The sequence below is a fragment of the Pseudomonadales bacterium genome (assembly GCA_041395945.1).
GTDB lineage: Bacteria > Pseudomonadota > Gammaproteobacteria > Pseudomonadales > Azotimanducaceae > SZUA-309.
The window spans coordinates 270494-285788 of the sequence record JAWKZN010000002.1 but is presented as its reverse complement, the minus strand read 5'-3'; the positions used below and the strand labels follow the sequence as shown (position 1 = coordinate 285788).

Sequence of the window (15295 nt, the reverse complement as noted above, 5' to 3'; positions counted from 1 at the left end):
CCGGTGAACCGGACATTCAGTGTCAGAGACGCGACCATCTATCGCCCCTACAGTGATGAGATTCCCTGGGACCTGCTGCTGGAAGCGGATCCGGATGAACACCGGGTGATGGCCTACACCGATCCGGATCTGATCCGGGTGGCCAAATACGATGGGGTGGCGATAGGCGCCTACGTGATCCGCCCACGCTCCGACATCCGCACGGAGCTGTGCACGCTGGTGGTCGCCAGACCTTATCGACACGCGGGACTGGGCCGCTGGCTGCTCGGCCATGCGATCGGTCTCACCGAAACGAACGGTGGCCGGGAAATTTTTGTGGCCGGCGTACCACTGCGCGGACTCTTCGCCCGTACAGGCTTTGTGGCCGTGGATGGCGGTCTGCTGTTTACGCTGACACCGGAGTGAACCCGCCGGCTTCTCGGTGATCGATAACAGGCGGTCCGATGTAAGCCGCCTTCGGCCGCACGATGCGGTTGTCTTCCCTGGACTCGATGAAGTGGGCCAGGTATCCGAACACCCGGGCCATCGCGAAATTCGCCGTGAAGAACCGGCCGGGTAATCCCAGCGCCCGGTAGATCACACCTTTGTAGAATTCCAGATTCGCATAGAGCGACTTGTTCTGTTCCGCCATGCGTTCGGTGAATCGCGCCTCGATGGCGACGAGGGTGCGGTAGGTGCGTTCGTGTGGTGTGCCTGCGCAAAGTGACTCTGCGAGGGCTTTGAGATGGCGGGCTCGCGGATCCAGCACCCGGTACTCCCGGTGTCCCATACCCATGACCTTGCGCTTTCCGGCGAGACAGGCATCGACGAAGGCGGGGGCCGCTTCGGGTGAGCCGACTTCATCTGCAGTTTCCAGTGCAGCCTGATCGGCGCCGCCGTGGAGCACGCCGTGGAGGGCGCCGAAGGCGGCGGATAGTGCGTTTTCCACCGGGGCCAGGGTGCTTGCAGTAGCCCGGGCGACAAAGGTACTGGCATTGAAGCTGTGTTCGATCTGCAGGATCTGGGTGGTGTTGTAGGCGCGCCTGGCGATGTCCGTGTCCGGTGCGCCGATGTGATGCAGAAAGCGTCCGGCAGGATCCATGCGATCCGTCGCCGGGGGTGCAGCCCCGAGCAGGAAACTCGCCAGCAGCGCGGGCATTTTTGCCGCAACGGCGAAACCCTGGGCCGCTTCCCCCCGATCGGCAAAGGCTTTCGTCCGGTCGAGCAGAGGCGTGAGACCCTGCAGCACGTGCATCGGATGGGTGTCCCGGGGCAGGGACAGCACCAGCGCCAGTTCGCGCCTGGAGAGGTCCGCCTCGAGCGCCAGTTCCCCGGCAAGGCGATAGGAGCATTCACCATCGATGACAAGGGCGGCCACGTCGCCGAAGGGTCGGTCCACGAGGGTGTCGATGGGGTGGCCACGATAGCTCAGTATGCCATTGTCGCCATCTACCAGTGAGATGGCGGTCGTATCCACCACCACGCCTTCGAGCCCCTTCGCTATCTTCATCGTCTCGGTCATGTCGGCCTCCGGTTTTTTTTGTCCGGTACTCGACTCCGGACAATCTGACGAAGAGCTTATGTTCCAGTGCGGCAGGCTCCCAGACCCTCAGACTTGCGGATGCTGAAGTTCCGCTTATGCATAAGCCCTGCTTATCGTTGGATAAGTGCAGAATGAGATTCTCTTCTTTCGAAGGTCTCCGGGACATTGATACTTGATCTGAGTCATCTTAGTGTCAGTCCATGCAGATCGAACGCCATGAAATCCGTATCTTTGCCACCGTTGTCGAGGAAGGTGGGTTCTCACGCGCGGCAGAGAAACTGGATGTTTCCCAGTCCGCGGTGAGCCAGGCCATCGCCAATCTCGAACACAAGCTGGAGTGTCAGCTGCTGCTGCGCGGGCGCCGGCCGGAACTCACCGAGTCGGGTAAACGGCTGTTCAGTTTTGCACGCACGGTTATCAATGAAGAAGAGCAGGCGCTGGATGACATTCATCGTATCCGCCTGGGCGAGCTTTCAACCCTCAATCTGGCGATGAGCAGTGCGGTCAATCGTTTCTACGGTGAAGTTCTGCTGCTCGAGTTCTGTGAGCGCAATCCGCTGACCCGTCTGAAGCTCGACGTCGCACCCAGCCGGGAGATGGTCTACGGAGTGGACGAGGATCGCTGGGAAATCGCCTTCGGTCCGTTTCAGACCCGCATGCCCGGACACTTCGAGTGCGTGCCTTTCTTTGAGGAAACCCGTCGACTGGTCGTGCACGAGAATCACCCGAACTTCCACGCCTTAAGGCGTGACCCGGGTTCCATGCTGGGATCTCAGACTCTGCTGACGTCCTTTCTCGACGATCCGGTCAAACGCCCGGGCAGTCAGCGTATCCGGGACATGGTGCAGGACGTCTGGGAGGTCAGCCATCTGGGTTTGCGGCTGGCGCTGTGCGAAGCCGGCAGAGGCATCACCTATCTGCCGGACAGCCTGGTTGCGAGCCTTGCCGGCTATCATCCGATTGAATCGCTGGAGGTTTCCTCCTTCGATCGGGAAGTCGGCGTGTATTACAAGAAACACAAGGCGCTGTCGGAAGGTGCGAAGCGCTTTATCGGGATCTGCCACCGCTACTTTGCGCAGGGCAGCCGTTGAGGCCTGGAGGCCTGATCAGAGTCTCCCTGGCGGTACCGGGTTGAGCGGGGACAGCAGCAGCCACTCCACCAGGATCAGATTCGGCACCCAGCACAGCCAGGCGACGACCGGATAGAATTCCTGAAACGGAATACCGGCAGCTTCGGACAGCCCGAGGTAGATGCGCAGGGTCACTGCGGCGAAAGTGAGGGCGAAGTTGCGCACCATCCAGCGCTGATGGCTGCGGATGTCCCGCCTGCGTATGGCTGCATAGGCCTGCCAGCCGCTGTAAAGCCAGACGATACCGAGACCGGAAAAACCGACCCGGGCCACCAGACCGCCGGTCGCGTTGCTGGCCAGCACCAGCCCGCCGATTCCGCCCGCACACACCGCCACCAGGTAGGTGCGGCCGAGCCAGCGGTGCAGCTCGGGCCGGCGCCGGCGCAGAGCGGGCAGGAACTGAAATCCGCCCAGCAGCAGGGCAACGCCGCTGCCGAGAATGTGGCAGGCGGCGAATACCGGCATGGTGGCAAAACGTTCGTGGAAATCCGTGCCGCCGGCCATGCCGCTCTGGAACACGAAGGCATAGAGCGCGATGGGAATGCTGAGGAAGATCAGCAGGCCGAGCAGGGAAGAGCGGGTCGCGGTGTTCGTGGTCATCGATGATGCTGTGTGTGGTTCCTGGTCAGCCTCACTTCGAGTGAGGCACGTTGTCCGCCCGCGCCGCCCGACCCAGATAACCTCCATGGTGGCGCAGGCCGTAGTCTTCTCTGGTGACACCCTTGTGCTCCAGCAGCGCCAGTGCGATAGCGTCCGTGATTGCCAGCATCACCGCCATGCTCGCGCTGGGTGTCAGGCCGAGAGGGCAGGGTTCCTTGATTTCGCCCATGTCGAGCACGAAATCAGACAGTCTGCGCAGATCTGAATCCGGGTGGGAGGTGACGCCGATGACGGTCGCAACACCCAGATGCCGGGCGAGTTCGAGAATTTCCAGCACTTCCCGGCTCTTGCCGCTGGTGGAAAAGGCGATCATCACATCGTGGGTGTCCACCAGACCGAGATCGCCGTGAGCGGCTTCCGCGGGATGTACGAACACCGCGGGTGTCGCCGTCGAGCAGAGGGTGGCGGCAAATTTGTGGGCGATGTGGCCGGCTTTGCCGATACCGGTGGTGATGATTTTGCCTTCGCAGTTCTTCATCACTTCGACGGCACGGACGAAGTCGTCGTTCACGTCGATGGCGCGGATAGCATCTGCTTCGGCTTCGATGACGGCGCGCATGCGTTGTCTGATATCCATGGTGCTCAAGCTTCCTTCTGCGAGCCAGTGAGCCCTCGAGCGGGGTACACTCATCGCCCTGTGATAAGCGTTGTGAGACTGAAGCGAGCCGCATGTCGAGTCAACTGGATGTTGCAATACCCCCGCAGCTGTTGCCCCTGCCGCGCGCGGTGGATTGCGGGACGGGTCGGCAACGGCTGACGAGCGCACGGGTCAGCGCTGAATTTACCGGTGTCCGCAGCCTGCGACTGGAAAAGGCGGTGGAGAGATTTACCCGGGCGCTCGCGGCCCGCAGCGGCCTGCCGCTGCAGGAACCGGCGACACAGATACGCATCTCCTGCGCGGAACTCAGTCCCCGGTATCCCGGAATCGTGGAAGACGAAAGCTACTGGCTGGCGATCGATGATGCGGGCATCTATCTCGAGGCACCGACCGAGTGGGGGGTACTGCGCGGTCTGGTCACGCTGCTGCAGACGGTCACCAGGCCCGGATGGGTGCCGCATGTGGCCATCGAAGATGCGCCCCGGTTCCCGTGGCGTGGCCTGTTACTCGACCCGGCCCGGCACTTTCTCGACACCTCCACGATTGAGCGGGCCCTCGCCGGCATGGCGCTGTGCAAACTCAATGTGCTGCATCTGCATCTGTCGGACGATCAGGGTTTCCGCTTCCCGTCCGCCGCCTACCCGAAGCTGCCGAGTACACTCTGCTATTCCAGGGATGAACTCGAACACCTGGTCGAGACGGCGGCCGATCTCGGCATCAGGGTGATTCCCGAACTGGATATGCCAGGGCATGTGACCAGCTGGCTGACCGCGTATCCGGAGTGGGGCTGCCGACAGACTGCAGCCTCTGAGCGCTTCGGGGTCCACGAAGCCTGCCTGGATCCCACCAGTGAGGTGGTCTACAAAGCAATCGGTGGTCTGCTCGACGAGCTGACTGCGGTATTTCCGGATCCCTGCATTCACATCGGCGGAGACGAGGTCCATCACCGCTGGTGGTCCGAAGATCCGCACATCCGTGCGTATATGGCGCAGCACAACCTGACAGGGCCCCGGGATCTCCAGGCGCAGTTCAATGCCCGGGTTCGACAACTGGTCCTGGATCGGGATCGGCAGGTGATCGGCTGGGACGAAGTGCTCCACGATGACCTTGCCCGGGACTGGATCGTGCAGGCATGGCGCGGTGCGACCTCGCGGGATCGGGCGGCGGCGCGAGGCAATCGGGTACTGGTTTCGGCGCCCTACTATCTGGATCTCAGCTTTCCCGCGGGTATGCACTACGACTTCGATCCCGGTGCAGATCAGCAGACGCTGCTGCGCTTCGAAGACGAGCAGATGGCCGATCCGCGTCTGGCCCATGTGGCGGACGGTCTGCGCTGGACACTGCAGTGGCGCGATGACGCAGTGGCACCGGTCGAGCGGACCGTGCTCGATGAACTGGTGCTTGGCGGCGAAGCCTGTCTATGGGGAGAGCTGGTGGATGCGGAAGTACTCGACGTTCGGCTGTGGTCGCGTCTTCCGGCGCTGGCGGAACGCTTCTGGTCGACGGACCGGGAGTGTTCCGGTGAAGGTCTTACCGGGCGTCTTGCCTGGTATCTTGCGGAGATTCATCCCCTGGGTGGTGTCGATGTTGCGCAGCGCAGCCGCGGTCAGCTCGCAGGTCTGGGTCTCGACGATCACTGGCGTCCGCTGCTGGACATGCTCGAGCCGGTGAAGTGGTACGGTCGACTGCTCGGCGCCCGCGCGCTGGCGGCACGCATCCAGGGAAGCGAGATGCCGAAGGCGCGACCCTATCAGACCCACACGCCGCTCAGAGGCGTTGCCGACTATCTGCCGCCGGAGAGCTTTCTTTCGTCCCGGATCGAGGCCATCTGCGCGCGGGCCGCCGCAGACGCACTCAATCAGACGGACCGGGACGAACTGGCGCGTCTTATACAGACCTGGCAGCGGCTCGCTGCCGGACCCGGTGGGGGCGGTCAGGCCGGTGCCTTGCGCCCGCTGCAGGAGGCGCTGGGAGAACTTGCCCGGGCAATGGACGAACGTCTGCGTACAGGAAAGCGGATCGAGCTGGCGCGGATGGAAGCGCTGAGTCGTCCGCAGGGTGAACTGATGCTGGCGATCGGACCGCAACTGCGCGCCTGGCTGATGGAATCACCTTGAACTCCCCTGAGGCAGTCCTGGCGGCAGGCTGGTTCGTTGCCAGAGACGTTGCACCGCTGGGCGCAGGTCACATTCACGACACCTTCCGGGCGACGGACGCCAGGGGTGCGCGGTTCGTGCTGCAGCGGATCAACGACCGGGTGTTCGCCGACCCTGTGCAGGTGATGCACAACGTCATGCGGGTGACGGCGCACACGTCGGCACACGCGCCCGGACTGACGCCGGTTCTCGTCCGGAGCCGTTCCGGTGACGGATTTCATACGGATGAGCGGGGTCGTGTGTGGCGGCTCTGGGAGGAAGTCGGCGATTGCCGGGTTGTGAGTCAGGTGACACAGACAGCGCTCGCGGAAGCGGCAGGATTCGCATTCGGACGATTTCAGCAGGTGCTCGCGGATCTCCCCCAGCCACCCCTTGCGCCGGTTATCCCGGGCTTTCATGAGCTCGAAAAGGTGTTGCTCAGGTTCGATCATGTGGCAGCAGCCGAGCGGACAGACCGGGGAAAAGATGCCGCCTTCGTCGATCGCCATCGGGATCTTGCTCAGCATCTGTCCGATCCGACCGGCCACATTCACGGTGACTGCAAACTCAGCAATCTGCTCTTCGATGGGTCCCGGTCCGAGGTACGCTGTGTGCTGGATCTCGATACGGTCATGCTCGGTCACTGGGCCTGGGATTACGGGGATCTGGTGCGCTCGGTACTCACCGCGACCCGGCCTGATATGTGGCCACAGGCGTTTGCCGCGGTAACCCGAGGGTTTCTGACCGGGTCGGGCATCAGGGCAACGGCTGGAGAGCTGACAGCAGCACCCCGCTACATGACCTTCATGCTGGGTGTGCGCTACCTCACCGATCATCTCGACGATGATACCTATTTCAAGGTGGCAGCACGGGGTGACAACCTCCAGCGGGCGCGGCGGCAGTTCGCGCTGCTGGAATCCATCGAAGCCGCTGTAACCGGGCTGAGGGGCGCTCTGACCGGTATCGAAGGCGTGCTCAAGTGAGCAGAATTCATTGAAGGAGGGAGGTCATGAACACAGGATTGAACGGACGAACGGCGCTGATCACCGGCGGCAGTCTGGGTCTCGGCTACGCGATGGCCAGGGCCTTTCACAGCGCCGGGGCCCGGGTAGCGATTCTCGCCCGGCGACAGGGGCCGCTGGATGATGCCTGCGGTACGCTGAACGCGGAACAGGCACCGGATGGGGCGAAGGTGATCGGCTATGTCTGTGATGTTGCTGATGCCGGTCAACTGAGCACCACTTTCAATGCAGTCACCGGCGATCTGGGCGGCGTGGATATCCTTGTCAACAACGCCGGTCATGCGGCGGCAAAGCCCTTCCCTGAAATCTCGGATGCCGAGTGGCAGGAAGACCTGGATCTGAAACTCTTTGCGGCGATCCGGCTGAGCCGGCTCGCCTGGCCACACATGCAGTCTCAGCGCTGGGGGCGGATCATCAATCTGTTGAACGTGTACGCGAAGACGCCGGATGCCGGCACAGCGCCGACTTCGGTCAGCAGGGCAGCGGGTATGGCTCTGACCAAGGTTCTCGCTGGCGAGGGCGCGCCGCACAACATCCTGGTGAACGCGATGCTCATCGGATTCATCAAGAGCGATCAGATTCAGCGTCGCTTCACGGCATCGGGTACTGACAAGAGCTTCGAGGAGTTTGTCGCTGCTGCGGGCGCGCGACTGCCTCTGGGTCGGATGGGTGAAGCGGAGGAGGTCGCGAATCTGGCGCACTTTCTGGCCTCGGATGCGGCGTCCTACATCACCGGATGCGCGATCAATATGGACGGCGGTCTGGCGAAGGTTGTCTGAAGTGGGAAGCGGCTGGCGGATCCGTGCGAATCCCACGGGATCCGGTTGGATCCGGGTGAAGGAGCGAGAATATGAGGACAGTGAACCCCATCAATATCACCGGGATCGATCATGTGGTGCTGCGCGTCGAAGATCCGCTACGAATGCTCGAGTTCTATTGCGACGTGCTTGGCTGCCGACTGGAGAGGCATCTCGACGATCTCGGTCTGTGGCAGCTCAGGGCTGGCCGGTCGCTGATCGACCTGATCGATGTGGCTGGTGTTCTCGGCAGACAGGGCGGCGGGACACCGGATCCCGGTGCGCCGAACATGGATCATCTGTGTCTTGCAGTATCACCCTGGGATGCCGAAGGGATATCCGCGCACCTGAGCGCCAACGGCGTCGATCCGGGAGAAATCGGCAAGCGCTACGGTGCGACCGGAACTGGTCCCTCGATGTATCTGCGGGATCCTGAAGGCAATACGGTCGAGTTGAAAGGACCGGGCTGAGCGGAGTCAGGCTCAGGTCAGATTGCCGAGTACCAGGCGAACCACGCCCACGACGGCAAGTACGAACAGTGCGGTAAAAGCCACGCCGATGATGATGAAGTGGAGCGGTTTACCGCGGCTGAAATCCCGCTCCCGATTGCGGCTCGACTGCACACCGAAGGCGGCAGCCAGGGTGCTGCCGATCATCTGCAGCAGGGTCAGTCGATCGCTGTCTGATTCGGGTTTTTTTTCAGGTGTATTCATTTTCGATCCGGGTTGCCCAGTAGTCGGCGTCAAATGTTTCGTCTCCGGTGAGATAACGCCAGAAGTGTATGCGATTGAGATATTCGAGGCGCCCGGTATCCGCTTCGTGCCAGGGCTCCGGGCGGGTGAGAATGGTGTGCACGTCCGCCGGATCGGGTTGCGCACCCAGCCAGAAGGTCGGTTTCTGCGGCGATTTGGTGTCCAGGTCCGATGTATCCCAGAGGCGGCACTGACGCTGGGTGGGGCAGAGACGGATCTTGAACATGTAGCGCAGGCGATCGGATCGGTTGGCGCCACCTCCGTGCCAGATGCCATGGTGCACGATCAGCACAGTGCCGGCATCACATACCATGTGCTGCTGGCCGACGATGTTCTGGTAGCGACCGATGGCAGCCTCGCTGACGATGCGCAGATGGGAACCGGGGACAAAACGGGTGCCACCCATCTCCCGGGTCACAGCATGGGGGAAGTACATCAGTTGCACGTCAAACGCCCGGCGGGGATCGATGGTGGAATCCTGGTGGGTGTGCTGGGCTGGCAGCGCGCGGCCGGTGAGACTCGGCGGAAAGGTGATGTGCAGAAAATGATGGTCGATACGGCTGGTGGGGCCGACCAGACTCTCGATGGCACCGCGCACCGCGGGCAGATCGATGATGCGTCCCAGCGCGGATCCCTGAGGATAGGCGTGGGCCAGTGGTGTGCCGGAAGGGACAATCGGAATGGCGCTCGAACCCATGATGCGATCGTAGTGCTCGGCGACGCTGGCGACGTCTTCGGTATGGCCGATCTCACTCAGGAATGCCTGATTGAGGGCTTCGGGCACCACCGAGTCGAGGCGCAGATATCCCTTCGCGGCAAATTCCGCCATCTGGCGGGTGGTGAGACGCAGGCTGTCAGTCGTCGTCACATGCACCTTCGCTGTCCTGCGGCACGTCGATAAGCTTCTCGAAAAAAAATTCGTACTTCAGGTAACCGGTACGGAACTCATCGCCGCTCGTGTGGGGTAACAACTGGCTGGCCTGGAACAGACGCCAGCCATCACGCAGCGCGTGAAGGCCCGTTTTGTAAGGTGGTGCTTCACCATCTCCCGCCCAGTGCGCTTCCCGTCCGGTACCATCGTAATTTGCCCAGGCTATGACGCCGGTATCCAGAGCGGAACTGGCGAGATAGAGCACAAGAACCTGTTGTCGCTGCGGCATCGCGCGAGCTTAGCATGACTGCCGCGTGCCACACCGTACAGGACCCGATCTGGTCACTGCGGCGGGTTGTGACAGCAGCGTTACGGGAGCGACGCATCGCAACAGTTGCGGCGCAGGATTCCCGATGCGATCCTGCGCAGTCAGTCCGTCGCCCTCGGCGGACCATCTAAGGACAGGGATCGTGAATAGACACCGGCTGCGACAACTGCTCCTGCTCACCGCGCTGCTGCTGAGCGGCTGCATGGGTGCACAGAACCGTCCCATGCAGCTGATCGCCGGATCAGGCCCCAGTTATCCCGCCGAGGCAAAAGCCGCCGGGATCGAAGGCGAGGTCGTGGTGCGTTACGACATCTCGATTACCGGTGCCGTTGAAAATGTGCGGGTGGAAAGAGCCGATCCGGCCGGCGTGTTCGAAGAGGCCGCGCTCTCTGCGGTGCGATCCTGGCGGTACAATCCGAGAATCCGGGAAGGGCAGGCCGAAGCGGTGCAGGATGTACTGAGCACGGTCCGTTTCCGGCTGTCAGACGGCGATGTCGACAACGGCTACTGAGCTCGAAGGTCAGCGGGTTCGGCGGACAGGACGGTGATCAGCGCTTCCATGGTGGCGGCAAACGTCTGGGAAGTGGTGGTGGAAAAACCCGTCGAGACCGTGCATCGGGTCGGTCTGTCTCCGGAATATCACCGCAAACTGTGCGGCGGTGGTATGACCCAGGAGTGGGTGATCGTGCAGGCCTTCCGCTTCCTCCTGGAGCGGGAGGCCAATACGTCGATTCTTCCGGAATTCGATCTGGAGGAGATCGGCCGTTACTTTCCGGAATTCGAGACAGAAATGGCGCGCCGGCTGGGGCGTCCCTGATCTCTTATCAGAATCCCGCCGTTCCCGGATGTTCTCAAGCCTCCGGCACGCCGGGGTTCAGACCGTCTGCCCTGAATGTACAGCTACCACTCGTTCCAGTGGGTAATCGTGCTCACCGGTGGCCGGTTGGCCCGCCTGAAGTCCGTGCCCAGGGTATAGGCCACCGGCAGTAGAGCCACCTGCATCACATTGTCGGGAATACCCAGCAGTTCGGCAGCCTCGGCTTCGTGGGCCAGATGCAGGGTGGTGAGCACTGAACCCAGTCCCCGGGATCGCAAGGCGAGCTGAAAACTCCATACCGCGGGATAAATCGAGCCGAACAGACCTGCGTAGGCGATTGCGGGGGAATTGGCCGGCGGTCGGCTTTTCACACAGGGGATCAGATGTACGGGTACCTCGTGCAGATGCTCCATCAGGTACGCGGCAGAACTGAGTACGCGCTGGGTCTGGGCATCCCCCGCTTTCTTCCCTGCGGTGGACAGGTAGCCTTCGGCCGCTTTGCGATAGAGATCGGCGAGGCCCTTGCGTTTTTCTGCATCATCCACGACCAGCCAGCGCCAGGTCTGGGAGTTTGATCCTGTCGGTGCCTGCACCGCGAGAGACAGACACTCTTCGATGATGGACTTTGGTACAGGCCGCTGCAGATCCAGGCGCTTGCGCACCGCACGTGTGGTGGCAAGCAGCTCATCGGTCATGGCGGTATCGAATCCCAATTCCTTCTCCTTAAACAACCTGGTGGGTCAGTGGTCTGAATTCATCCGGCGGGCGAGTGTATCGCACATCGCTGGACGACTTGCCGGCCAGTGCGTGATTATCCAGCGGGTCTGGCACGACGGGTGAAGGTCCGGCTGCAGGTCGGATCTTTTCGTGTCTGCCGCGGCAGCGGGACTCTGACGCGGCCGGGGCATTTGCGCGTCGGACTCCCGGCTGCACACTTGCACCAATGTGATCTGGTTCACGCCCCTGACTGACCGGAAACCGAATAATGGGTCTTCACACGTGAACAGGATGCCACGTGTCCAGTAACTGGCACATCCATCCCCTGCTGATTGTCCGCGCCTGCCTGCTGCTCGCATTGTTGTGCAGCGTGTCGGTGCGCGCGGATCTTGCCGTGCCGGGCTGGTACACCGAGGCGGGCGTTCCCGGCGGATGGCACTACCGGGTACCGCTGACCCTGCCGGCGCCCACGACGGTGAACAGCACCGTGGTGGCCGACGTGGACTTTCATGCACTGCTCACCACGCTGGGCGTTAACACGGCGGCCGTCGACTTCGATGAATCCTCGGTTCGGGTGGTGCGCGGCAATGGCACCCTGGCGACCCGCCAGGAATTCACCGACCGGGTCTACGGCGGGGTACTGGATGCGGCGGGCAACGGGCGCGGTGAAGTGCGCTTCATCGCACAGGACACAGCCGCGCACTTCCTGTATTTCGATATCGTGGGTAACGGCGCGAAGCCGGCGGCCCCGGGTGTGACTGTCATCAACGGACACTTCGAACAGTCCGCCGGCAGCACGCCCACCGGCTGGGTGGTGTCCAGTGTGAATACCGGCGGTGATCAGAACAACGAGGTCTATCGGACGACCCTCGGCAGCACCATCAATCTTGCAGCCGGTTGCAGCAACAACGCGGCCAATGGTCTTAACACCAGTCCCAACTCCATTTCCGGCAACGCGACCGGTGAAGCCTGGCATCTGCTCGGTTACAGAAACAACTGCGAAGATGGCTCGGGTAACGAAAGGGTGCGGCTGTCCAGGGACATCGCTGTACCAGCGGGTGCAGCGGCCGGTGAGCTCGAATTCTATTTTCAGGTTCAGTCCTTTGACGGCATCGCCAACTCGACCAACTACGACTGGGTCACCTTCAATGTGAACGGCAGCCCCGTGAATCACACCGCACTGGGCATCGTGAACACAGGCTCGCCGACGCTGATCATCGAAACCGGCAGGCTGGGACGGAACAACTACGGAAGTTCAATACTCGATTTCGGCTGGAAGCGCGCACGACTCAATCTCTCTGCTTATGCAGGTACCACTATCAATTTCCGCATCGAGACCTGGCATTCGGCGAGTGACAACTCCTATCGAAGCTGGGTGAAGGTCGATGATGTGCAGTGGAGCCGGCAGAACGCGACCCTGGGTGCGGCCCAGGCTTTCGGGGCCAATCTGATCTCACCGGCGGACACCGGAGCAGGCCCCGCCACACAGTACTCCAGCGGACAGACCCTCTCCCTGCGCACCATAGCCGATGCGCGTGCCACGGCAGTGACTGCAGATCTTTATGACAACAGCGGCGCGCTGGTGGTGAGTGGCATCCGCATGTACAACGATGGCACACACGGTGATGCGGTGGCCGGTGATCTGATCTGGAGTAACAACGGCAGTGTGCCTGCGGATCCCACCTACAGTTTTCTGGTGGCCGATACTCCGGGTCCGAACTGGCGGGTGCGGACCTTTGTCCGGGACGGTTCGGTGTCCATTGGGGGATTGGCCAATGGCCTGCTGCGGATTCCCGGTCAGCCGGCGGCACCCCAGATCCAGGCCAACTACTTCAACATCGACGAGCAGACGTTCATCCTCGCCGGTGCCCGGATGCAGCTCACCAAGACGATCTCCACACTGCAGGATCCTGCCGGAGGGAGTCTGCCCAAGGATCTGCCGGGCTCCTGGCTGCGCTATCAGGTTCGGGTGGTGAACCAGGGGCCAAGTGCGGCGGACAACAACAGTGTGATTCTGGTGGACGAGATTCCAGCGACAGTGCAGATGTGCGTGCTGCCGGCCTGTACCTGTGTCAGTCCCTGCACGCCGGTTGATCCGGTGGCCTATGACGCTTCCGCATCGCCGATTCCAACAGGGTTGACCTACAGCTATGCCACCCATGTGACCTACTCGCTGGATGGGGTGGACTACAGCTATACGCCGGTGCCCGATGGCGCCGGCTTCGATCCGGCCGTCCGCTATGTGCGGGTGGCACCTGCGGGCGCCATGTCTGCGCCCGGTGTCCCGGGGCAGGCGGAATTCACGCTGAGTTACGTGGTGCGGATCGAATAAAGCCCTACCGATCCGGACGGACCAGTTGGCGTTCAGTGGCTTGTCTGACCGAAGTCATTGCCACCGCGCAGATATTCCAGCTCTTCCGGAGTCGAGATTCTTCCAAGCACACCGTTGCGGTGGGGGAAGCGACCGAAGCGCTCGATCAGATCCCGGTGCTGCTGGGCGAACTGCAGGTAACTGCCGCTGAGATGACGTCTGCCGGAGGGCGTTGCGTCCCGCAACCGGGTAAACAGCCCGACACTCGTATGCTGATCGATAAGACGCTCCGAATGCTCGAAGGGCATATAGAAAAACGCTCTCTCATCGAATTCGAGATCCCGATCCAGAGACAGTTCCACGCCCAACTTTGCGATCTGCAGTGCCCGGGCGTCTCCCGAGAATGCGGCCGCTGTGCCGCGGTGAATGTTCCGTGGCAACTGATCACAGGCCAGGATGCAGGCAAGGCGGCCGCGGGGTGTATCGAGCCAGTCTTCATGCTCTCCGGCGATGATCGCCGCACTCAGCGGACCGAAGCGCAGACGGCACTCTTCGTCGAAGTCCGCCCCACCCGAGAACCAGCGCTTTCTGTGTGCGGAATCCGAGAAACCATCGGTGAACGTACCAAACCAGAAGTGCAGCAGCGCTTCGGCCACTAGATCCCCCAGCACTCCAGGTCGTTGGCAAATATGAGCGGACCCATGTACTCGGCTTCGATCGCGCTGCGGCTCATGGATTCTCTGCCCCGGGTGCGATTCATGCGATGACTGAGAATCACCATGCGGACCTGGGCCTGGCGGGCAATACGACCGATCTGGGTCGGTGTCACATGGAAGTCACGGGCTTCGCCGCGGGCGTTGTCGGGTATCGCGTGGGTCACTACCAAGGCGTCTGCCCCTGCCGCGAACTCCGGGATCACGTTTTTGGTGTTGTTGAAGTCGCCGGTGAAGACGATGTTCTGCTCGCCGATTTCCACGCGCCAGGCGATGGCGGGGACGTTGCCATGGGTAACCGGGATTGAAGACAGGCGCAGAAATTCACTGCCGAATCGCGCCCAGCGTCTCTGACCGGTTGCAGGCACGTTGCGCGGGTTGATCTTGTAGCCGCCCCTGGAGCGATGGCTGAGGAAGTCCTGCAGGTAGGAAAACGCACCACTGGGCCCGATGAGACGGGTGATGAAGGTTTCGGTATCCGGATAATCGGCGTTGCCTTCCGGGCCGTAGACCGGGAGCGGCCGGTCCCGCTCGGCAAACTCGGATCCTTCCACGTAGGCGGGAAAGTCAGTGGTGTGATCCGCGTGCAACTGGGTGAACACGATGGCATCCAGGTCCCGGAAAACGGCGCCCGATTCGTCGAAACGCAGAGACGATCCCGGGCCGGTATCCACCAGCAGCCGTGCCTGGTTGTCGATCCACACCAGATAGCTCGAACCCGACTGTCCATCATCGAGTTCGGATCCGCCGGCACCCAGAATCTGCACCCAGACGCCTTCCGCTCCGCACTGCCGGGAGCCGCTGGCTGCCAGCGCGTCTGAAGCCAGCAGGGTGGTGAAACACACAGCGCCGAGGCCGGCGACAAATTGCACGATGGATCGTTGATGGAGAATTCTGGTCACGGGTGACTCCGGGAGGTCAG

The 15295-nt window shown here is 62.1% G+C and carries 18 protein-coding genes; 9 read left to right on the top strand and 9 right to left on the bottom strand.

All coding sequences use genetic code 11. From position 1 onward, the window contains the following. The first annotated feature begins 3 nt into the window (after positions 1-3). On the top strand, positions 4-405 hold the full coding sequence (locus tag R3E82_18000; GenBank protein ID MEZ5552780.1) for a GNAT family N-acetyltransferase: 402 nt from the start codon (positions 4-6) through the stop codon (positions 403-405). Here the strand turns inward: R3E82_18000 and R3E82_17995 are convergent. Then, on the bottom strand, positions 386-1501 hold the full coding sequence (locus R3E82_17995) for a citrate/2-methylcitrate synthase (GenBank protein MEZ5552779.1): 1116 nt from the start codon (positions 1499-1501) through the stop codon (positions 386-388). The genes R3E82_18000 and R3E82_17995 overlap by 20 nt on opposite strands. 221 nt (positions 1502-1722) lie before the next feature. On the opposite strand from R3E82_17995, the gene R3E82_17990 reads away from it, so the two are divergent. Next, complete coding sequence (locus R3E82_17990; GenBank protein MEZ5552778.1) at positions 1723-2613, top strand: LysR family transcriptional regulator; 891 nt, start codon at positions 1723-1725, stop codon at positions 2611-2613. 15 nt (positions 2614-2628) lie between these two features. Here R3E82_17990 and R3E82_17985 read toward each other — a convergent pair whose 3' ends face one another. After that, positions 2629-3252: a DUF2306 domain-containing protein gene (locus R3E82_17985; GenBank protein ID MEZ5552777.1), complete on the bottom strand. Its 624-nt coding sequence runs from the start codon at positions 3250-3252 to the stop codon at positions 2629-2631. Positions 3253-3283: 31 nt separating this feature from the next. Next, positions 3284-3889, bottom strand: coding sequence for an SIS domain-containing protein (locus tag R3E82_17980; protein ID MEZ5552776.1), 606 nt, complete (start codon positions 3887-3889; stop codon positions 3284-3286). Positions 3890-3981: 92 nt separating this feature from the next. On the opposite strand from R3E82_17980, the gene R3E82_17975 reads away from it, so the two are divergent. The 4 genes from R3E82_17975 (at position 3982) to R3E82_17960 (ending at position 8334) form a co-directional block, all read left to right on the top strand. Continuing rightward, positions 3982-6027, top strand: a complete 2046-nt coding sequence (locus R3E82_17975; protein MEZ5552775.1) for a family 20 glycosylhydrolase — start codon at positions 3982-3984, stop codon at positions 6025-6027. Next, entirely contained in the window at positions 6024-7028 is a 1005-nt protein-coding gene (locus tag R3E82_17970; GenBank protein ID MEZ5552774.1) for an aminoglycoside phosphotransferase family protein, read from the top strand. The genes R3E82_17975 and R3E82_17970 overlap by 4 nt, the downstream gene beginning before the upstream one ends. A 26-nt stretch (positions 7029-7054) precedes the next feature. Further along, positions 7055-7846 carry an SDR family oxidoreductase gene (locus tag R3E82_17965; protein ID MEZ5552773.1) on the top strand — a complete coding sequence of 264 codons (792 nt, stop codon included), beginning with the start codon at positions 7055-7057 and terminating at the stop codon, positions 7844-7846. Between the two features lie 71 nt (positions 7847-7917). Further along, positions 7918-8334, top strand: a complete 417-nt coding sequence (locus R3E82_17960; protein MEZ5552772.1) for a VOC family protein — start codon at positions 7918-7920, stop codon at positions 8332-8334. A gap of 12 nt (positions 8335-8346) precedes the next feature. Here the strand turns inward: R3E82_17960 and R3E82_17955 are convergent, their stop codons facing one another. The 3 genes from R3E82_17955 to R3E82_17945 are packed head-to-tail and all read right to left on the bottom strand — an operon-like array spanning position 8347 to position 9776. Then, on the bottom strand, positions 8347-8577 hold the full coding sequence (locus R3E82_17955) for a DUF2970 domain-containing protein (GenBank protein MEZ5552771.1): 231 nt from the start codon (positions 8575-8577) through the stop codon (positions 8347-8349). Continuing rightward, complete coding sequence (locus tag R3E82_17950; protein ID MEZ5552770.1) at positions 8564-9490, bottom strand: phytanoyl-CoA dioxygenase family protein; 927 nt, start codon at positions 9488-9490, stop codon at positions 8564-8566. Before R3E82_17950 ends, R3E82_17955 begins: the two co-directional genes overlap by 14 nt. Next, positions 9471-9776, bottom strand: coding sequence for a hypothetical protein (locus tag R3E82_17945; GenBank protein MEZ5552769.1), 306 nt, complete (start codon positions 9774-9776; stop codon positions 9471-9473). The genes R3E82_17950 and R3E82_17945 overlap by 20 nt, the downstream gene beginning before the upstream one ends. Before the next feature lie 181 nt (positions 9777-9957). Here R3E82_17945 and R3E82_17940 point away from each other — a divergent pair, with 181 nt between their 5' ends. Next, positions 9958-10326 (top strand): energy transducer TonB, encoded by a 369-nt coding sequence (locus R3E82_17940; protein MEZ5552768.1) that lies wholly within the window; start codon positions 9958-9960, stop codon positions 10324-10326. Positions 10327-10359: 33 nt separating this feature from the next. Further along, a complete protein-coding gene (locus R3E82_17935; protein ID MEZ5552767.1) occupies positions 10360-10632 on the top strand; it encodes a hypothetical protein in 273 nt (90 codons plus the stop codon). Between the two features lie 83 nt (positions 10633-10715). Here the strand turns inward: R3E82_17935 and R3E82_17930 are convergent, their stop codons facing one another. Then, entirely contained in the window at positions 10716-11345 is a 630-nt protein-coding gene (locus R3E82_17930) for a nitroreductase family protein (GenBank protein ID MEZ5552766.1), read from the bottom strand. Between the two features lie 302 nt (positions 11346-11647). Here R3E82_17930 and R3E82_17925 point away from each other — a divergent pair, with 302 nt between their 5' ends. Further along, entirely contained in the window at positions 11648-13681 is a 2034-nt protein-coding gene (locus R3E82_17925; GenBank protein MEZ5552765.1) for a hypothetical protein, read from the top strand. 32 nt (positions 13682-13713) lie between these two features. Here R3E82_17925 and R3E82_17920 read toward each other — a convergent pair whose 3' ends face one another. Both R3E82_17920 and R3E82_17915 read right to left on the bottom strand, forming a co-directional pair. Next, positions 13714-14316 carry a DUF924 family protein gene (locus tag R3E82_17920; protein MEZ5552764.1) on the bottom strand — a complete coding sequence of 201 codons (603 nt, stop codon included), beginning with the start codon at positions 14314-14316 and terminating at the stop codon, positions 13714-13716. Next, on the bottom strand, positions 14316-15275 hold the full coding sequence (locus R3E82_17915) for an MBL fold metallo-hydrolase (GenBank protein ID MEZ5552763.1): 960 nt from the start codon (positions 15273-15275) through the stop codon (positions 14316-14318). Before R3E82_17915 ends, R3E82_17920 begins: the two co-directional genes overlap by 1 nt. Positions 15276-15295: the final 20 nt, after the last annotated feature.